This window comes from Phenylobacterium sp., assembly GCF_036677185.1.
GTDB lineage: Bacteria > Pseudomonadota > Alphaproteobacteria > Caulobacterales > Caulobacteraceae > Phenylobacterium.
In genome coordinates this window covers 123,414-142,732 of record NZ_JAKFEN010000012.1, presented here as the reverse complement: position 1 = coordinate 142,732, position 19,319 = coordinate 123,414, and the positions used below count along the sequence as shown (strand labels likewise).

Here is a 19,319-nt window from a genome sequence, read left to right as displayed (position 1 = left end):
CCTTGAGGCATGGCCCAGAGCTCCACGAAGGTTCGGATCGTTGGCGGCGGACTGACCGGCGTGCTCGCCGCGCTGCAGGCCCACAGCCTCGGCTGGCGCGAGATCGAACTGCACGAACGCTTCGGCGAGCTGGGCGGACCGGACCTGCCCCGGCTGGATCACGGATTGGAGCTGCGCGTCCGACCCCGCCGGTTCGGTGGTCCCGGCGACCCGGTCCGGGCCCTGCTGGAATCCGGCGGCCTAGCCTTCGAAGACGCCGAGAACCGGGCCGGGTCCATCAGCCCCGCGCCCTGCGGCGACGTGGCGGTGGTCCATGATTTCGCTGGCCCCGCCCTGCGCACCCGCCAGATCGCGCTGTCGGCCCTGACGGGCGACAGCCTGGCCGATCGCCTGCGCGCCTATCCCTCGGACATCGCCCAGCCCCTGACCCGATACCTGCAGTGGCGCCTCGACGCCTGGCTGGACGAAATCCACGCCGCCGCGGCGGTGGAACTCGGCGTCGACCAGGTGTTTCCCACCGGCGGCGATGTCGCCGACCTGGCGCTGGCGCGCCGCGCCTGCCCGCTGCACGCCGAGCTCTACGCCATTCCCCGCGCCCTCTGCGGACGCCTGGACGACACCGTCGTCGGCGTCCCGGCCGGCGGCTTCACGGGTCTCTTCGCCGGCGCGCGCCGCGCCCTGGAGCGGCTGGGCGTCTCGATCCGGCTGAACAGCCTGGTCGCGCCGGGTCAGGCGCTCGCCAATCATGCCCCCGGCGACGCCCTGGTCTGGACCGCCGATCCGGCGCCCCTCTTCGCCCTGGCCGGGATCGAGCCCACGCGCCGGGTGGGCCGGAGCCTGGCCACCCATGTCTTCAAGGCCCGCTACGCCGGGCCGGTCCCCTTCGTGCTGCGCAACTTCACCGCTCAGGGCGCGGTCTGCGAGGTCCACCTCTACGAAAGCCGCGGCCAGGTCCTGCTGACAGCCCGCTGCGTGACCGAGGCCTCCGACGCCGACCTGCGCCGGGAGATCCACCGGCTGATGTCGAGCTTCGGCGGCGCCTCGCTCTGCCTCGGCGAGCAGATGCTGGGCACGGTGGAACCTCAGGAGTGCTACCTGACAATGGACGGGGCGAGGAAGCTCACGGCCATGCGGATCGGCCTACAGCGCCGGTTCGGCGCAGGCTTCATCGACGCCGGCTGGGCCTGCGCGCACGAGAGCGAACGCCTCGCCTGCATCGCCGAGGGCCTCAGCCAGGCGCGCGAGCGGCCTGAAGCGGTCGCCGCCTGAGCCGCTAGCCGACCATGTCCCAGGCCAGTGGCTCGCCCCGGGTCAGGTCGCGTTTGGCCGGCTTGCCCAGCACCTCGTCCAGGTGCGCGGGCGGCAGGCCGTTGCCGGGCCGGATAGAGCGGATATTAGTCCGACTCAGGGTCTCGCCGGCCTTGACGTCGGCGGCCACATAGAGCGAGCGGCGGAACTGCAGCGACCCGCGCTCCGAACCCAGGATGTCGTAATGGGCCCGGCCCAGGGACTTCCAGGCGTCCTTGCTGTCGCGGACCAGGGCGGCGAACTCGGCGGGCTCCAGGCTGAAGGCGGCGTCAGGCCCGCCGTCGGCCCGGGCCAGGGTGAAGTGCTTCTCGATCACGCAGGCGCCCATGGCGATGGCCGCCACCGAGGTCGCCGTGCCCGGCGTATGGTCCGACAGGCCGATGGGGCTTGCGAACCGCGTCGCCATGTCGGCGACCGTGCGGACGTTGGCGTCCTCGAAGGTGGCCGGATAGCTGGACACGCAGTGCAGCAGGACCACGCCCGGCGCCCCGGCCGCCAGGGCCGCGTCGCGGGCGGCGGCCATCTCGGCCTGGTTGGCCATGCCGGTGGAGATGATCAGCGGCTTGCCCTTGGCCGCGGCGTAGCGGATCAGCGGCAGGTCCACGGCCTCGAAGGAGGCGATCTTGTAGGCGGGCGCGTCGAGACCGGCCAGCAGGTCCACCGCCGTCTCGTCGAAGGGGCTGGAGAAGATGGTCACCCCGCGCTTGTGGGCGCGCTCGAAGATCGCCGCGTGCCACTCGTACGGCGTCTGGGCCTCCTGGTAGAGCTCATAGAGGCTGCGCCCGTCCCACAGCCCGCCGTGGATCTGGAACTCCGGCCGATCGACATCCATGGTGATGGTGTCGGCGGTGTAGGTTTGGATCTTGATGGCGTCGCAGCCGGTGTCGGCCGCCGCGTCGACCATCAGCAGGGCCCGGTCCAGGCTGCCGTTGTGGTTCCCCGACAGCTCGCAGATGACATAGGGCTCGTGGTCCGGCCCGATCTTGCGGCCGGCGATCTCGATCTCGGGGGCGTATGACATGTACGAACTCGGCGTGCGTTTATCGTAGGATAGATACACCCCTTGAAGGCTGCGTTAACCAACCGCGCCCCGACCCAGTCGCAACGCGCCAGAATCTCACCTACATAGACGCGATGTCGCAGAACGCTCCCCGCACCACCCGCTGCCTGATCCTGGGCTCCGGCCCGGCTGGCTACACCGCCGCCATCTACGCCGCGCGCGCCTTGCTCAATCCGGTGCTGATCGCCGGCATCCAGCCTGGCGGCCAGCTCACCATCACCACCGACGTGGAAAACTATCCGGGCTTCGCCGACGTGATCCAGGGGCCCTGGCTGATGGAACAGATGCAGGCCCAGGCGGCCCATGTCGGGACCGAGATCATCAACGACATCGTGCTGAAGGCCGACCTGTCGCAGCGCCCGTTCCGGCTCGAATGCGACTCGGGCGACGTTTGGCTGGCCGAGACCCTGATCATTTGCACCGGAGCCCAGGCCAAGTGGCTGGGCCTGCCGACCGAGCAGAAGTTCCAGGGCTTCGGCGTCTCGGCCTGCGCCACCTGCGACGGCTTCTTCTATCGCGGCAAGGAGGTCGTGGTGGTCGGCGGCGGCAACACCGCGGTCGAGGAGGCCCTCTTCCTCACCAACTTTGCCAGCAAGGTCACCGTCGTGCACCGCCGCGACGAGTTCCGCGCCGAGAAGATCCTGCAGGAGCGTCTGTTCGCCAATCCCAAGATCGAGGTGATCTGGGAGCACGGGATCGACGAGGTGCTGGGCTCCACCGATCCCTTGAGCGTCACCGGCGTGCGGCTGAAGAACGTCAAGACCGGCGGAACCCGCGAGCTGGCGGCCGACGGGGTGTTCGTCGCCATCGGCCACGCCCCGGCGTCCGAACTGTTCAAGGGCCAACTCGAGGCCGACGCCGCCGGCTACCTGCAGGTCAAGGCCGGCACGGCCTCGACCGCCATTCCGGGCGTCTTCGCCGCCGGCGACGTCACCGACGACATCTATCGCCAGGCGGTCACCGCCGCCGGCATGGGCTGCATGGCCGCCCTGGAAGCCGTCCGCCTGCTGGCCGAGGAAGACCACGAAAAGGCCCACCACCCGATCAGCCATCAAGAGGCCGAGAAGATCGGCACTTGGTGAGCGCCCGTCAGCCGCTAAGGTCGCTGACATTCCACCCTCGACGAGGCCGCGCGCGCCCATGACGAACCTGATCGTGCGAGGCGGCCGCGCCTTGCGGGGCGAGATCACGCCCTCGGCCAACAAGAACGCCGTCCTGCCGGTGCTGTGCGCCACCCTGCTCTCCGACGAGCCGGTGACCCTGCACCGCGTCCCCGACATAACCGACGTCCGCAAGCTGCTGGAATTCTTCAGGAACCTCGGCAGTTCGGTGGAGATGGATTTCGACACCGGGACCCTGCGCCTGCACCACGGCGGCGACCTCGATCCCAAGGCCGCGCACCTGCCGCTGGGCATGCGCTCCTCGATCATGCTGATCCCGGCCCTGCTGCACCGCTTCGGCCGCGCCAGCCTGGAGGAGGACGTCACCGGCTGCACCCTGGGCGCCCGCGAAATCGATCCGCACATCGACGTCTTCCGCGCCTTCGGGGCCCAGGTGGTCAGCGACACGACCTCCATCGTCATCACCTCGCCCAAGGGTTTCTCGGCGGTCCAGCACTGGCTCGACTACGCCTCGGTCACCACCACCGAGAACTTCGTCCTGTGCGCGGCCACCGCCAAGGGCCGTTCGCGCCTGACCAACGCCGCCTGCGAACCGCACGTCCAGGAGTTCTGTGACTTCCTGGCCCGCATGGGGGCGAAGATCGAAGGGGTCGGCGGCTCCCGCGTCGATGTCGAGGGGGTCGACGACCTGGGCGGGGTGGAGTTCACCTTCGCCGACGACTTCCACGAGGTGGCCACCTTCCTGGCCATGGGCGCGATCACCGGCGGCGACATCGCCGTGCGTAACGGCTCGGTGGAGCAGTTCCCGCTGCTCGACCGCACCTTCGCCAAGTTCGGGGTGGAGATCACCCACGAGAACGGCTGGTCCCGCGCCCGGGTCGACGGCCCGCTGAAGGTGCGCGAGCCCTTCACGAGCAACATCCTGACCAAGGTCGAGGCGGCGCCCTGGCCCTATGTCCCGGCCGACCTGCTGCCGATCTTCGTGGCCCTGGGCGTGCGCGCCGAGGGTCAGGTGATGTTCTGGAACAAGGTCTATGAGGGCGCGCTCGGCTGGTCGTCCGAACTGGGTAAGTTCGGCGCCCACTCCCTGCTCTGCGACCCGCACCGGCTGATCACCTTCGGCGGCAAGCCCCTGGTTCCGGCCGAGGTCGAGAGCCCCTACATCATCCGCGTGGCCATCGCCCTCTTCATGCTGGCCGCCAGCATCGAGGGCGAGAGCACCATCCTCAACGCCTCCCCCATCCAGCGCGCCCATCCGCGGTTCGTGGAGAACCTCAATGCCCTTGGGGCCGACGTGAGCTGGGTGGCGGGGGACTAGGGACGCGTGCCCATAGTCCTGGCTAAGTCGGCTAGCGGCCACCATGCCAACTTCCGCTTCCGACCCATCGCGGACATTGAGCTCTGCCCGAGCTTTCGGAGGAAAAGGTGCTTCGGGCCGCCTTCGGGGCTGCTATTCTCATGGCTGACTTCGGGGGATGACAGCCATGATCGGTCGATTTGTGGGCCTTGCGCTGGCGCTTTGTGCCTGGGCCTGGCCTGCCCAAGCCCTGGATGTCAGGGCGGCGAACAGTTGGATCGATCGAGAGCTGGACCAGATCTATCCGGACCTTTTCCGTCTCTACGCCGATATCCACGCCAACCCAGAGCTTAGCTCTCAAGAGACACGCACCGCCGCGCTGCTGGGCGCAGAGATGCGCAAGCTGGGCTTCACGGTGACGGAGCATGTCGGCGGCTCGGGCCTCGTGGCCATCGTTCGTAATGGCGCGGGGCCGACAGTGCTGGTGCGCACCGAACTCGATGCGCTGCCGATGGAGGAAAGGACCGGGTTGCCCTACGCCTCGCGCGTGCAGACGAACTACCGGGGCCAGCCCACCTTCGTCGCCCACAGCTGCGGGCACGACGTTCACATGGCCTCGTGGGTGGGTGCGGCCCGCGTCCTGATGGGCATGAAGGACAGATGGCGCGGCACACTGATGTTCGTCGCCCAGCCTGCCGAAGAGACGGTGAGCGGTGCCACCGCGATGTTGAAGGACGGCTTGTTCACCCGCTTCCCGAAGCCGGATTATGGCTTCGCGCTGCACACCGGCCCCTATGCCGCGGGTCAGGTCCTTTACCGGCCCGGCGCGCTCACATCGGCCGCCGACAACATTGAGATCACTTTCAAGGGGCGAGGCGGCCATGGATCGAGCCCGGACACGACCATCGATCCGGTGCTGATCGCCGCGCGGTTCGTTGTCGATGTCCAGTCCGTCGTCAGCCGCGAGAAGAACCCGCAGCAGCCAGGCGTGGTGACGATCGGCGCCATCCAGGGCGGGACGGCCGGAAACATCATCCCGGACGAGGTGACGGTGCGGGGAACGATCCGAAGCTATGACCCGGAGGTCCGCGCCAAACTTCTGGCGGGTGTCGAGCGGGTGGCGCTAGCGGCGGCAATGATGGCTGGCGCGCCAAAGCCGGAAATCAGCAAACCCCAGAGCGCGGACTCGGTCGTGAACGACCCCGAATTGACAGAGCGGACGGCTGCGGTCTTCCGCCAGGCGTTCGGTCAATCCGCGATACCGAAGAGGGATTTCATTACCGCAAGCGAAGACTTCTCGCAGTTTGCGTTGGCTGGCGTTCCGCGCTCGCTCTTCTTCGAGATCGGCATCTACGATCCGGGCAGGGTGCAGGCGGCCAGGAACGGCGGCCCGCCTCTGCCCTTCAACCATTCACCCCAGTATGCGCCGGTTCCGGAGCCGAGCATTCGAACCGGAGTGAAGGCGACGTCTCTCGCGGTGCTGAACGTGCTCGGAGGTTGAAGCGCCACGACCCGTGGCGTCCACAAACCACCCTTTGCGGACGTCCCGCAAATCCGTGCAGAGGCCAGGTCGCAAAGCCCCGCCAACAACCCGCTTGAGTGACCGGGCGTAACAAGCACACCGTGCTCGAAACATCCCCGGGAGGGAACGATGCACGATCTGGTCATCCGTAACGGCATGCTGGTCGATGGAACCGGCGTCCCGCCCCGACGCGCCGATGTGGCGGTGGACGCTGGCCTGGTCACCCAGGTCGGCGAGGTTGCCGCCAAGGGACGCCGCGAGATCGACGCCGCGGGCCTGATCGTCACCCCGGGCTGGGTCGACATCCACACCCACTATGACGGCCAGGCCACCTGGGACGCCTATCTGTCGCCCTCCTGCTGGCACGGCGTCACCACCGTGGTCATGGGCAATTGCGGCGTCGGCTTCGCGCCGGCCCGGCCCGATCGCCACGACTGGCTGATCGGCCTGATGGAGTCGGTCGAGGACATCCCCGGCGCGGCCCTGGCCGAGGGCATCAAGTGGGATTGGGAGACCTTCCCGGAATACATGGACAGCCTGGAGCGTAAGCCCCGCGTGCTCGACATCGCCACCCAGGCCCCGCACGGGGCGATCCGGGCCTATGTCATGGGCGAGCGCGGCGCGCGCAACGAGCCGGCCACCCCTGAAGACATCGTCGAGATGGCCAAGATCACCCGTGAGGCCGTCGAGGCCGGGGCGCTGGGCTTCTCCACCTCGCGCACCCAGCTCCACCGCGCCAAGGACGGCGAGGCCATGCCCGGCACCTTCGCCGGCGCCGACGAGATGATCGGCATCGGCGAGGCCCTGGGCCAGGCCGGCCACGGGGTGTTCGAGATGGCCTCCGACATGGCCATCCCGGAGGACGAATTCGCCTGGATGACCGCCTTCGCGGCCAAGACCGGGCTGCCGGTGACCTACGGCCTGCTGCAGTCGCCAGGCGCGCCGGACAAATGGCGCGACATGCTGGCCCTCACCGACAAGGCCCGCGCCGAGGGCGCCAACATCACCGCCCAGATCGCCTGCCGCCCCACCGGCATGGTCCTAGGCTGGCAGTCGACCGTGCATCCCTTCGTCCGCAAGAGCGCCTATCGCGCCATCGCCCACCTGCCGTTCGCCGAACGCCTGGTTCACCTGAAGGACCCCGCCGTGCGCGAGGCGATCCTGTCCGAGGACGCCCCGCCGCCGCCCGGGATCGGCGCGATCCTGACCCACGGCTTCAAGACGATGTTCCGCCTGGAGCGGAACGGTCAGCTCGACTACGAGCCCCGCGCCGAGGACTCCATCGCCGCGGAGGCCGAGCGCGCCGGCTGCAAGCCTGACGAGATCGTCTATGACATGCTCATGGAGAACGACGGGCGCGGCTACATCTACCTGCCGCTGCTGAACTACGCCCAGTTCAACTTCGACCATATCGCCGAGATGATGCATCATCCGGCCACGGTGCTCAGCCTGTCGGACGGCGGCGCCCATTGCGGCGTGATCTGCGACGCCAGCTTCCCGACCTATATGCTGACCCACTGGGTCCGCGACCGGGCGCGCGGCGAGCGCCTGTCGCTGGAGAAGGTGGTGTCCATGCAGACCCGCGACACCGCCAAGCTCTACGGCCTCAACGACCGGGGCGTGGTCGCGCCGGGGATGAAGGCCGACCTGAACGTCATCGACTTCGAGGCCCTGTCGATCCGCGCCCCGGAAATGGTGTTCGACCTGCCCGCCGACGGCCGCCGGCTGGTGCAGCGCGCCGACGGCTATCGCGCCACCGTGGTTTCGGGCGTCGTCACCTTCGAGAACGGCGAGGCCACCGGCGACCTGCCGGGCAAGCTGATCCGCGGACCGCAGGCATCGCCGGTCGCGATGGCCGCCGAGTAGACGCTTCCCCTCTCCGGGACCTGCCCTATGCTGAGGGCATGATCCGCCATGCCCGCCAGGCCGACCATCCCGCCATCCGCGAGGTAGTCGTCGCCGCCTTCGCCAAGACCGACGAGGCCGACCTGGTCGAGCGCCTGCGCGCCTGCGGCGACGTGGTCTTCGAACTGGTGGAGGAGGACGCCGGGGAGATCGTCGGCCACATCCTCTACAGCCGCCTGTGGGCCGACAGCGCCCATCTCTACGCCGCCCTCGCGCCGCTGGCCGTGCGCCCCGACCGCCAGAAGGACGGGGTCGGCAAGCGGCTGATGAAGGCGTCCCTGGAGACCGCGCGCGAGTTCGGCGCCCATGCGGTCATCGTCCTGGGCCATCCCGCCTACTATCCGAAGTTCGGCTTCACCGCCGAGGCGGCCAAGACCGTCACCTCCCCCTTCTCGGGCAGCCCGGCCTTCATGGCCATCGCCCTGGAGGACGGCGCGTTGGATACCCCGGTGACCGTCGCCTATCCGGAAGCTTTCAACGGCTAACCTCCCTTCTCCCCTTGCGGGAGAAGGACGCGCGGCGCCCTGGCGGTCTGCGTCCTTGCCGCTAAGCTTGCCCCTCGAAATCGGAGCCCGGCCCATGAAGACCTATCGCATCGGCGTCATCGGCCTGGGCCAGCGGATCGCCCATGTCCTGGCCGCCATGAAGGAGGTCGGCTGGAGCCTGGAGGTCGCCGCCCATGTGGACCCCGCCCCGGTGGGCGCGCCGATCCTGGCGGCGGTCGGGATCGATCAGGGCCGGGTCTGCGCCGACGTGTCCGAACTGCTGGCGGGCGGACCCTATGACCTGGTGATGATCGGCACGCCCAACCACCTGCATTTCGAGCATCTCAACCTGGCGCTCGACGCCGGCTTCCCGATCTTCGCCGAAAAGCCGATCGTGCGGACCGAGGACGAGACCCTGGAGCTCGCCGCCCGCCTGGCCAAGGGCGGCGCCCCGCCGCTGTTCATCGGCCTGGTCATGCGCTCGATGTCGATCGTGCGCGAGACCATCGCCCGGGTGGACGCGGGCGACCTGGGAACCCTCGTCTCCATCGACGCCACCGAGCACCTGCCGCCCGAGCACGGCGGCTATCTGGCCCGCAACTGGCGGCGCAAGCAGGCCTATGGCGGCTCCTACCTGCTGGACAAGGTCTGCCACGATTTCGATATCTTCGGGCGGCTGGCCGGCGGTCGCCCCGCCAAGGTGGCGAGCTTTGGGGGCCGGGACATCTTCACCCCAGCGCGGGCCGACGCGCCCCGGGTCTATAGCGACGGCCAACCCGCCTACGCCCTGCGCGACGCCGGCTGGGGCGGCGCCAACGACGCCTTCCAGTCCGACATGGACGTCACCGATCACCAGACGGCGCTGGTCCAGTACGACAACGGCGTGCGGCTCTCCTTCCACGCCAATAGCCACGTGGCCCTGCCCGAGCGGCGCTGGTACCTGGCGGGGACCGACGGGACCCTGATCGCCGATCTGGTCCGCAACAAGCTGATGTTCCGCAAGGCCATGGACCGCGGCAAGCCCGAGCGGATCGAATACGGAAACCGCACCGAGGACAGCCACAACGGCGCCGACCAGTCCATGGCCCGCGACCTGCTCGCCGCCCTGGAGGGCCGCGACACCTTCCCGGTGACCCCCTTCGATTCCATGGAGGCCGGCCTGACGGTCATGGCCATCGACGAGGCCATGGCGCGCGGCGAGATGCTGGACTGCGCCCCGATGTGGGCCCGCTATGACGCCGCGCGGGGCGCCTGAAGCAGGGCCGCGCCCACCAGCTCCTGCAGCCGCGGCGTCGCCGGATAGGGATGGTGGCGGTACTGGCGGAAACCCTCGGCCATCTCGGTCCCGAAATCCCGACCGCGCCGCCGCGACCAGGCCTCCATCGACTGGATCTGGTCGGGAATCCCGTGCTGACGCGCGACCCACCCGACCTGACTGACATGGGCGGCCAGCATGGCCCGCTTGGTCTCGAACACGGCGGCGATGTCGACGCCGAAGTCGGGGACGATCCGCACGCCCTCCCGGTTCCGCCCGCCGATGGGGTCCATGAAATAGAGGTGCGGGATCCCCGCCAGGGGCGCCGCGGGCCCGGTGCGATAGTTGGGCACCGAGGCCGCGAAACAGGCGTCGCGAACCAGCTGGCTCACCGCCTCATGGTCGGGATGGTAGTCGGCCGGCGAGGCGGTGAGCACCACGTCCGGCGCGGCCCAGCGCACCAGCTCGGTGACCCGCCGCCGGGTCGGGTCGTCGTTGAACACGCAGAGATCGCCGACCTCGCCGCAGCGATAGTCGGCCCCGATCAGGGCGGCCGCCGCCGTGGCCTCCGCGTGCCGGGTTCGGGCGGTCTGCGCCTGGTCCATCTCCGATGAGCCAAGGTCGCCCGCGGTGACGGTGGCGATCTTCACCGTGTGGCCCAGCCCCGCCAGCACCGCCAGGGTCCCAGCGCCCAGGGTCTCGATGTCGTCGGGATGGGCGTGGATCGCCAGCACTATCGCCATGCCGCCGAGCCTTGCCGTGGCCGCGCGCGGCGTCAATCGGCCTATTGCAGGCTCGCGCCGTCCTGGCCGTCGCTGGCGGGCGCGGCGGGCGTGGGCGCAGGCGGCGGCGCGCGCTCCATCGCCGCCAGGGAGGCGTTGATTTCCTTGATCTCCGCGGCGCTGGGCTTGCGGCGCGGCGCGTAGAGCGTGCCCAGGACGCGGGTCTTCTCACCCCCAGTCGCCGAGGCGTCGGCGACATTATAGGTCCGCACCTCGCCGGCCACGGCCAGGGTCACCTGGCGACCGCCGCCAATGCCCTGGGTCTCGGGATCCAGGCCCTGTGTCCTCTGGTCGATGCCGCCCAGGATGGTGGGCGAGATATAGGCCTCGCCGCCGGCGTAGCGTCCGGTGAAGGCCGCCGGTTCGCCCCAGGGGCCGGTCCAGCGATAGAAGATGTGCAGGCCGACCTGCTTCATCTTGACCAGGGTCGGGGCCCAGTACGGGGCGACATAACTGGCGTGATAATGGGTGGCCGAGCCCACGGCCTTGGTCACGTGGCCGTCGAGGGCGCGCCTGGCGATCTCCTGGGCCTGGCGCCAGAGGCTGGCCTCCGGCGCGTAGGCCAGCGACCCGTCGCAGGTGAAGCTGAACTGGCAGCCGGTGGCCCGAGCCGAGCCCTGATAGACCACGGCGCAGATCGATTTCGGATAGGCCGGATGACGCATCCGGTTGAGCACCACCTGGGCCACGGCCTCGCGGCCGAGCAGGGGTTCGCGGGCGCTCTCGTAGTAGACCGCCTGGGACAGGCAGCGGAGGGCGCGCGCGCGGTCGGCGCCGTCGGCCTTGAGATGGAACGGCTTCATCGGCCGGATCGGCAGCTTCGAGAACGACCGCAGCTCGTTGATTTCCTCGGCTGTTTCCGCGAGTTCCGTATTCAGGCCAAGGTCCGGGATCTCGTCCAGGTTCAGGGTCGTCCAGCCGATCGGCCGGCCCCAGAGGTCGGCATGGCGGCCGATGTCGTGGCGGTTGGCCACCGCCAGCATGGCCGGGTCCATCTCGCCCTTCAGCCGGGTGATGGCGCGATAGGTCAGCGGCTGCGCCTGGACTCCCACGACCGGGCTCTTCGCCGCGCCCCGGGCGGCCGTGAAGGCGTCCACGCAGCCCCACAGCACCGCCGCGGTGGCGACGATCGCCATCGCCGCGGCGATCCAGGACTTATGAGACGCAAGAGATTTCACGGCGCGGCTTGTGTTCCAGATTAGCTAGGGCGTGGGGTTCTGCAGCACGAACCGGGCCAAAATAGGGTTCTTGCCCGCAGATATCGAGTGTTGCCTGGCGTCACGCACCCTCGCATGCTCCCGCCGCTGGCTCGCATTCGAGGCCGGCCCTAGGAGCCTCTCTTGCCGCTGACCCCCGTCGAGTGGCCGCTTCGGCTCGTGCCAAGGCGCTCGCCGTCCCTGATCCGGGCCGCGACGATCAGTGTCGCGGCCATGGCGGCGGCGATCGGCAGCCGTGGCGCGATCCTCGGCTGGGACTACGCGCTCGGTCTCTCGGTCACCTATTTCCCGGCCTTCATCATCGCCACCCTCTATGCCGGCCAGCGCTGGGGCTGGGCCACGCTGGCCTTCGCCCTGCTGGCAGGGCTGATCTTCCCCAACGCCCTGCCCGCCGGCCTGTCGGGACCGGCGGTGGCGATCATGTTCGGCCTTTCCGGAGCGGTGACCGTACTGGTGGCGGCGGCGCTGCGCGGCGTGCTGGTGCGCCTGGGCGAGGCCCAGATCGAGCTGGACGCGAGCGAGGCGCGCCTGCAACTGGCGCAGGACGCCGGTGATGTCGGCCTGTGGAGCTGGGACCTGGTGACCGGCGAGGGCCGCTGGTCGCCGACGCTCTACAAGAACCTCGGCCTGTCGCCGGACAGTCCGGCGCGCATGGGCGAGCTGCTGAAGGCCGTCCACCCCGACGACCGCGAGGCCTTGCGCCTGAGCAATCTCGAAGCTGTCCGCGTCGGGCGGATGAACCCGACCGAATACCGGGTGATCTGGCCCGATGGTCAGGTCCGATGGCTGCTGACCCGCGGTGAGATGTTCCGCGACGACCAGGGTCGTGTGGTGCGCGCCATGGGGGTGAACATCGACATCACCGAGCGCCGACTGGCCTTCGAGCGGGTCCGCGAGAGCGAAGCGCGCTTCCGGGCCCTGGCCGACAGCGCCCCGGTCCTGTTGTGGGTCTCCAAGACCGATGGCAAGCGCGAGTTCGTAAACCAGGCCTATGTCGACTATCTCGGGGTCTCCTACGACGAGGCGATCAATTTCGACTGGCGTCAGCGGCTGCACGAAGAAGACCTGCCCCGCATCCTCAAGGAGCAGGTCGCCGGCGAGGCCTCGCGGGCGGCCTTCACCCTGGAAGCCCGCTATCGGCGCGTCGACGGCGAATGGCGGTGGATCCGGTCGATATCCCAGCCCCGATACGGCCCGACCCAGGAGTTTATCGGCTTCATCGGCATCGGCTTCGACGTCACCGGCGCCAAGCAGGCCGAGGCCGACCTGATGCGGATCAACGACCTGCTGGCCGAGCGCATCGAGGCGGCGCTGGCCGAGCGCGACGCCGTCGAGGCCCAACTGCGGCATGCCCAGAGGTTGGAGGCGGTGGGCCAACTCACCGGCGGGGTGGCCCACGACTTCAACAACCTGCTGACGGTGATCATCGGCGCCCTGGACCTGATGCAACGCCATCCGGAGGACGCCGCCCGCCGCGAACGCATGGTGGAGGCGGCCCAGAACGCGGCCCGGCGCGGCGAGCGCTTGACCCAGCAGTTGCTGGCCTTCTCGCGGCGCCAGGCCCTGAAGCCCGAGGCGGTGCAGATCGACCGGCTGGTGGCTGAGAGCGAGCCCCTGCTGCGCCGCGCAGCGGGCGAGACCGCGGTCCTGACCGTGTCGCCGGGCGCCGGCGAGGCGGTGGCGATGATCGATCCGAGCCAGTTCGAGGCCGCCCTGATGAATCTGGTGGTCAATGCTCGCGACGCCGTCGACCAGGGCGGCGCGATCCGGATCGAAACCGCCCCCTGCGAACTGGCCGAGGGCGAGGCGCCCGAGATAGCGGCCGGCGCCTATGTCAGCGTGACCGTCCGCGACACCGGTGTCGGCATGACGCCCGACATCGTCGGACGGGTGTTCGAGCCCTTCTTCACCACCAAGGAGGTCGGCAAGGGCACGGGCCTCGGCCTCTCCCAGGTCTACGGCTTCGCGCGCCAGAGCGGCGGCGGGGTGGCGATCGACACCGCGCCAGGACAGGGCGCGGCGGTGCGCCTCTACCTGCCCCGAGTGCGCGCGCAGGCCGAGACAGCGACCGAGGCCGATCCCGCGCCGCGGGCCGCCGTGGCCGGAGTCTCGCCCGGCGGTCCCGCCCTGACCATCCTGCTGGTCGAGGACGATCCGGAGGTCGCCGACATGGTGACGGCCATGCTCGTCGAGATCGGCCACCACGTCGTGCGAGCCGGCGGGACCACCGCGGCGCTCGACCTGCTGCGGGGCGGACAGGCGGCGGACTTGATGATCACCGACCTGGTCATGCCAGGCCTCAAGTCGGGGGTGGACCTGGCCCACGAGGCAGTCGCCCTGCGCCCCGGCCTGCCGGTGATCCTGTCGTCGGGCTATACCGCCGAGGCGATGAACTCGGCCGATGGCGCGCCCTGGCCCTTGCTGCGCAAGCCGTATTCGGCCGACGTCCTGGCCGCGGCCATCCGGCGGACCATGGGACGGAACTCCGAAACAATTTCGTGACAATGCGTGACTTGCCCCCGACCGAACGCGGGTCTATATGTCTGCCATCGGTTTTGCTCCCTTTGAGCATAATCAAGACGCCGACGGGGCGCTGCAGACATCCCGCGGCGTTTTTTGAGGCCGATGAAATGCTCATTGTGAGCATAAGGAGGACGCCATGGCTGACGGATCGCAATTCGCGTTTACGCCCGCTGTCGAAGCCGCCACCCTTCCCCTCTGGGAAAAGGTGAAGCGCCACGTCACGCCTATGGAGTGGCGCCTCCAGGCCCCGCTGATCGCCGAGATCAACCGCCTGAAGCGCGAGAAGAACGCGGTCATCCTGGCCCACAACTACATGACGCCCGAGATCTTCCACGGGGTCGGCGACTATGTCGGCGACAGCCTGGGCCTGGCCAAGGAAGCCGCCAAGTCGGACGCCAAGATCATCGTCCAGGCCGGCGTGCACTTCATGGCCGAGACCTCGAAGATCCTCTCGCCCGACAAGACCGTGCTCATCCCCGACCTGCGCGCGGGATGCAGCCTGGCCTCCTCGATCACCGGCGCCGACGTGCGCCTGATCAAGCAGCGCTATCCGGGCCTGCCGGTGGTCACCTATGTCAACACCACCGCCGACGTGAAGGCCGAGACCGACGTCTGCTGCACCAGCGCCAACGCCGTCCAGGTGGTCGAGCACGTGGCCCGCGAGTGGGCCGTCGACCGGGTGATCCTGATCCCCGATGAGTTCCTGGCCCGCAACGTGGCGCGCCAGACCACGGTCGGCATCATCGCCTGGAAGGGCCGCTGCGAGGTGCACGAGCGCTTCAACGCCGCCGACATCCTGGAGCTCAAGGCCGCCTATCCGGACGCCCAGATCCTGGCCCACCCGGAATGCCCAACCGAGGTGCTGGAAGTCGCCGACTTCGCCGGTTCCACGGCGGCGATGAACGACTACGTCCTGACCCGGAAGCCAAAGCAGGTGGTGCTGATCACCGAGTGCTCCATGGCCGACAACGTGGCCATCGACGCAGTGGAGACCGAGTTCGTGCGCCCCTGCAACCTGTGCCCGCACATGAAGCGCATCAGCCTGGAGAACATCTACGAGGCCCTGGTCAAGAACCAGCACGAGGTGCTGGTCGATCCGGTGATCGCCGAACGCGCCCGCCTGTCCGTCCAACGCATGATCGACCTGCCCCCGCCCCTCGTCCCGGCGCGCTACGACCTGATCAAGGCGCGCCACCATGTCGACGTCGAGCTCATCTAGAGCTCAGGCGGATAGGAGGTCCCCATGGACCGCATCCAGCATGACGGCGTCCTCATCGTGGGCGCCGGGCTAGCCGGCCTCTCCGCCGCGCTCGCCGCCGCCCCGCGCAAGGTCCTGGTGCTCACCGGGGCGCCGCTGAACCACGGCTGCTCCTCGGCCTGGGCCCAGGGCGGCATGGCCGCGGCCCTGTCGGCCGACGACGCGCCCGCCCTGCACGCCGCCGACACCGTCGCCGCCGGCGCGGGCCTGGTCGACGCCGACATGGCCCGCCTGCTCGCCGAGGAAGGCCCCGCCGCCGTGCGCAGGCTGGCGGCCCTGGGCGCGCCGTTCGACCGCGACGCCCGGGGTGAGTTCGCCACCAGCCTGGAGGCCGCCCACAGCCGCTCGCGCGTCGCCCGGGTGAAGGGCGACCAGGCCGGCCGCGCCATCATGGACGCCGTGGTCAAGGCCGCGCTCTCGGCCCGTCACATCCAGGTCCGGTCCGGCGCCCGGCTGCGCGGCCTGCTGCAGGACGCCGAGGGCCGCGTGCGCGGCGTCGTGGTCGAGCAGGACGGCCGGCTGACGGAGATCACCGCCCCCGCCACCATCCTGGCCACGGGCGGCGTCGGCGGGCTCTACGCCATCACCACCACCCCGCCGGAACTGCGCGGCGAGGGCCTGGGCCTGGCCGCCCTGGCCGGGGCTCAGATCGCCGATCCCGAGTTCGTCCAGTTCCACCCGACCGCCATCGACATCGGCCGCGATCCCGCGCCGCTGGCCACCGAGGCCCTGCGCGGAGAGGGCGCCAAGCTGATCAATGCGGCGGGAGAGGCCTTCATGGCCGGCTACCATCCCGACGCCGAGCTCGCCCCGCGCGACGTGGTGGCCCGGGCCATCCATGCCGAGCGCGAGGCTGGACGCGGCGCCTTCCTGGACGCGCGCCTGGCGGTCGGCGCCCACTTCCCCGAGGAATTCCCGGCGGTGTTCGCCGCCTGCCTGTCGGGCGGCGTCGATCCGCGCGTCCAGCCGATCCCGGTGTCGCCGGCCTGCCACTACCACATGGGCGGAATCGTCACCGACGCCCACGGCGCCAGCAGCCTGCCCGGCCTCTATGCGGCGGGCGAATGCGCCTCGACCGGGGTGCATGGGGCCAACCGCCTGGCTTCGAACTCGCTGTTGGAAGCCGCCGTGTTCGGAGCTCGGGCGGGCGAGGCCGCCCGCGACGCCCGCGATCCGGGAACCCGCCCCCTGCGCGCCGTGGCCGCCCCCGACCTGCCCGAGGCCGCCGTGGCCCAGCTGCGGATCGCCATGAGCCGCGACGCCGGCGTGGTGCGCGACGCCGCGGGCCTGACCCGGCTGCTGGCCGAGATCGACACCCTGGAAGCCGCCCACGGCCGCGCGCCGTCCCTGGTCGCCGCCCGGCTGGTGGCCGCCGCCGCGCTGGCCCGCAAGGCCAGCCTGGGCGCCCATTTCCGGGCCGACGGGGTCGCCGAGGACGAGCGCCGCCGCACTTTCATCTCGCTGGAGGGCGCGCCGACGTCTCAGGCGGCTTGAGGCGTGAGCCGGGTCTTGGCCGTGGCGGCCAGCTTCAGCCCCACCGCCAGCACGATCAGCCTGAGCGCCGGTATGGCCAGTTCCGGCTTGGTCATCAGTCGGCCGGCATAGCTGTTGGTGAAGACGATCAGCGCCATCAGCCCCCCGGCGGTGTGCAGGATCTTCCAGCCCTTCGGCCCCAGGGTCCGCAGGCCCCAGTTGTTGGACGTCGCCGCCATGGCCGCGATGAACAGATAGGTCAGGCCGCCGCCGATCAGCACCGGCAAGCCGCGCGGCTCGTGGAACACGCCCACCGCCATGAAGATGAAGACCAGGTGGACCCCGTGATTGGCTGCGAAGGCCAGGCCCACGGCGCGTCGCCGGCGCAGCAGCACGCCGCGCCAGCCGCCCGGCCACAACCTGGCCAGGGCCGACGCCGTCCAGGCGGCCAGGAACCAGATGAACGACCAGCGCGCCGTGATCCGCGCCCCCGCCAGGGCGCCTTCATGGGTCCAACCGCCGCTCGCCACGGTCCAGCCGACCCCCAGACAAAGCGCGGCGAACGCCGACGCCACAACGATCGACCAGGTCGGAATACGCATGGAATAGCCCTCTGTCATACCGCCGGTATGATCGACATACTGAGAGTATGATGTCAAGCCAGCCGCTGACCAATCGCGACCGCCTGGTGGTTGAGGCTCGCCGCCTGTTCGCCGAGAACGGCTACGCGGCGGTCTCCGTCGACGAGGTGGCCGCCGCCGCGGGGCTCACCAAGGGCGCGGTCTATTACCAGTTCAAGGACAAGACCGACCTGTTCCGGGCGGCCTGCGACGCCGTCATGGCCGACGTCGCCCGCTATGTTGACCTCTCGACCATGGCCGAGAGTCCGCATGCACTCGAGGAGATCGTCATCGGCGGCGGCAAGATGTTCGACGCCTATGAGGCCGCCGACGCGCGGCGCCTGCTGCTGATCGACGGCCCCTCGGTCCTGGGCTTCGAGCGCTGGATCGCCCTGCAGGAGCCGGTCTGTATCGGGCTGATCGCCCACGCCATGGGCCACCTGGCCGAAGCCGGACTGATGGACCAGAAAATCGTGCCGACCCTCTCGCACCTGGTGTTCGGGGCCTTCGTGCAAGGCGCCCTGCGCATCGCCGTGGCCGCCGACCCCGCCGCCGCCAGCCTTGAGGTGCGCGCCGCGACCCTCACCCTGATCCGAGGCTTCCTGACGGGCCTCACCCACGACGCCGCCGGACGAACCGCATGACCCCGCCCCTTCCCGACCTGCTGATCGAACCCGTGGTCCGCGCCGCCCTGGCCGAGGACCTCGGCCGCGCCGGCGACGTCACCGCCCAGGCCTGCATCGCGGCCGAGGCACGGCTGTCGGCGATGTTCGCGGTCCGGCAGTCGGGCGTGGTCGCGGGCCTGGCCTGCGCGCGCCTCGCCGTGGCGGCGCTCGATCCCACCGCGCGGTTCGAGACCCTGGCCGCCGACGGCGACCGGGTGGAGGCCGGCGCCGTCCTGGCGCGCGTCGAGGGAAACGCCCGCGCGATCCTCTCGGCCGAGCGTACGGCGCTCAACCTGCTGGGCCGGCTCTCGGGCGTGGCGACCCTGACCCAGACCTATGTGGACGCCGTGGCCGGGACCAGGGCGCGCGTCGCCGACACCCGCAAGACCACGCCGGGCCTGCGCCATCTGGAGAAGTACGCCGTGCGCTGCGGCGGCGGCCTGAACCACCGCTTCGGCTTGGATGACGCCATCCTGATCAAGGACAACCATGTGGCGGCCTGCGGCGGGGTCGGCGAGGCCCTGAAGCGCGCCCGCGCCGCAGCCGGCCACCTGATGAAGATCGAGGTCGAGGTCGACAGCCTGGGCCAGCTCGAGGAGGCCCTGCCCTTCGCCCCCGACGTGATCATGTTGGACAATTTCAGCCCCGAGGACCTGGTCCGCGCCGTGGCCCTGACCGCGGGCCGCGTGGTCCTGGAGGCCTCCGGCGGGGTCAACCTGCAGACCGTCCGCACGATCGCCGAGAGCGGGGTCGACGTGATCAGCGTCGGGGCCCTGACCCACTCCGCCCCGGTGCTGGATATCGGCCTGGACGCGGCCTAGCCTTAGG

16 protein-coding genes are annotated in these 19,319 nt (G+C 69.9%); 12 read left to right on the top strand and 4 right to left on the bottom strand.

Annotated features, from left to right (window positions below; translation table 11 throughout):
- The first annotated feature begins 9 nt into the window (after positions 1 to 9).
- Positions 10 to 1,269, top strand: coding sequence for a flagellin modification protein FlmF (locus V6M51_RS02180; RefSeq protein WP_332764243.1), 1,260 nt, complete (start codon positions 10 to 12; stop codon positions 1,267 to 1,269).
- 4 nt (positions 1,270 to 1,273) lie between these two features.
- Here the strand turns inward: V6M51_RS02180 and pseI are convergent, their stop codons facing one another.
- Positions 1,274 to 2,329, bottom strand: a complete 1,056-nt coding sequence (gene pseI / locus V6M51_RS02175; RefSeq protein ID WP_332764242.1) for a pseudaminic acid synthase — start codon at positions 2,327 to 2,329, stop codon at positions 1,274 to 1,276.
- A 113-nt stretch (positions 2,330 to 2,442) separates the two neighbouring features.
- Between pseI and trxB the strand changes: the two genes are divergently transcribed.
- From trxB to V6M51_RS02145, 6 genes are all read left to right on the top strand, one after another.
- Entirely contained in the window at positions 2,443 to 3,450 is a 1,008-nt protein-coding gene (gene trxB, locus V6M51_RS02170) for a thioredoxin-disulfide reductase (protein ID WP_332764240.1), read from the top strand.
- Between the two features lie 58 nt (positions 3,451 to 3,508).
- Complete coding sequence (locus V6M51_RS02165) at positions 3,509 to 4,807, top strand: UDP-N-acetylglucosamine 1-carboxyvinyltransferase (RefSeq protein ID WP_332764238.1); 1,299 nt, start codon at positions 3,509 to 3,511, stop codon at positions 4,805 to 4,807.
- A 166-nt stretch (positions 4,808 to 4,973) separates the two neighbouring features.
- Entirely contained in the window at positions 4,974 to 6,287 is a 1,314-nt protein-coding gene (locus V6M51_RS02160; RefSeq protein ID WP_332764236.1) for an amidohydrolase, read from the top strand.
- A 150-nt stretch (positions 6,288 to 6,437) separates the two neighbouring features.
- Positions 6,438 to 8,174 (top strand): N-acyl-D-amino-acid deacylase family protein, encoded by a 1,737-nt coding sequence (locus tag V6M51_RS02155; RefSeq protein ID WP_332764234.1) that lies wholly within the window; start codon positions 6,438 to 6,440, stop codon positions 8,172 to 8,174.
- 38 nt (positions 8,175 to 8,212) lie between these two features.
- Positions 8,213 to 8,698: a GNAT family N-acetyltransferase gene (locus tag V6M51_RS02150; protein WP_332764232.1), complete on the top strand. Its 486-nt coding sequence runs from the start codon at positions 8,213 to 8,215 to the stop codon at positions 8,696 to 8,698.
- 94 nt (positions 8,699 to 8,792) lie between these two features.
- Positions 8,793 to 9,953 (top strand): Gfo/Idh/MocA family protein, encoded by a 1,161-nt coding sequence (locus V6M51_RS02145; protein WP_332764230.1) that lies wholly within the window; start codon positions 8,793 to 8,795, stop codon positions 9,951 to 9,953.
- Here the strand turns inward: V6M51_RS02145 and V6M51_RS02140 are convergent.
- The gene (locus tag V6M51_RS02140; protein WP_332764229.1) at positions 9,929 to 10,696 is read right to left on the bottom strand and encodes a PIG-L deacetylase family protein; all 768 of its coding nucleotides are present in this window, start codon (positions 10,694 to 10,696) and stop codon (positions 9,929 to 9,931) included. The genes V6M51_RS02145 and V6M51_RS02140 overlap by 25 nt on opposite strands.
- A gap of 41 nt (positions 10,697 to 10,737) precedes the next feature.
- Positions 10,738 to 11,871 carry a cell wall hydrolase gene (locus V6M51_RS02135; protein WP_332764228.1) on the bottom strand — a complete coding sequence of 378 codons (1,134 nt, stop codon included), beginning with the start codon at positions 11,869 to 11,871 and terminating at the stop codon, positions 10,738 to 10,740.
- A gap of 204 nt (positions 11,872 to 12,075) precedes the next feature.
- Between V6M51_RS02135 and V6M51_RS02130 the strand changes: the two genes are divergently transcribed.
- The 3 genes from V6M51_RS02130 to V6M51_RS02120 all read left to right on the top strand — a co-directional run bounded on the left by V6M51_RS02130 (position 12,076) and on the right by V6M51_RS02120 (position 17,227).
- Positions 12,076 to 14,454 (top strand): hybrid sensor histidine kinase/response regulator, encoded by a 2,379-nt coding sequence (locus V6M51_RS02130; RefSeq protein ID WP_332764226.1) that lies wholly within the window; start codon positions 12,076 to 12,078, stop codon positions 14,452 to 14,454.
- A gap of 157 nt (positions 14,455 to 14,611) precedes the next feature.
- A complete protein-coding gene (gene nadA / locus V6M51_RS02125) occupies positions 14,612 to 15,694 on the top strand; it encodes a quinolinate synthase NadA (RefSeq protein WP_332764225.1) in 1,083 nt (360 codons plus the stop codon).
- Between the two features lie 24 nt (positions 15,695 to 15,718).
- Positions 15,719 to 17,227: an L-aspartate oxidase gene (locus V6M51_RS02120; RefSeq protein ID WP_332764223.1), complete on the top strand. Its 1,509-nt coding sequence runs from the start codon at positions 15,719 to 15,721 to the stop codon at positions 17,225 to 17,227.
- Here V6M51_RS02120 and V6M51_RS02115 read toward each other — a convergent pair.
- Positions 17,215 to 17,808 (bottom strand): hypothetical protein, encoded by a 594-nt coding sequence (locus tag V6M51_RS02115; protein WP_332764221.1) that lies wholly within the window; start codon positions 17,806 to 17,808, stop codon positions 17,215 to 17,217. The genes V6M51_RS02120 and V6M51_RS02115 overlap by 13 nt on opposite strands.
- A gap of 50 nt (positions 17,809 to 17,858) precedes the next feature.
- Here V6M51_RS02115 and V6M51_RS02110 point away from each other — a divergent pair, with 50 nt between their 5' ends.
- Together V6M51_RS02110 and nadC are read left to right on the top strand one after the other, a co-directional pair.
- On the top strand, positions 17,859 to 18,470 hold the full coding sequence (locus tag V6M51_RS02110) for a TetR/AcrR family transcriptional regulator (RefSeq protein WP_332764219.1): 612 nt from the start codon (positions 17,859 to 17,861) through the stop codon (positions 18,468 to 18,470).
- Complete coding sequence (gene nadC, locus V6M51_RS02105) at positions 18,467 to 19,312, top strand: carboxylating nicotinate-nucleotide diphosphorylase (protein ID WP_332764217.1); 846 nt, start codon at positions 18,467 to 18,469, stop codon at positions 19,310 to 19,312. The genes V6M51_RS02110 and nadC overlap by 4 nt, the downstream gene beginning before the upstream one ends.
- The last annotated feature ends 7 nt before the right edge of the window (positions 19,313 to 19,319 follow it).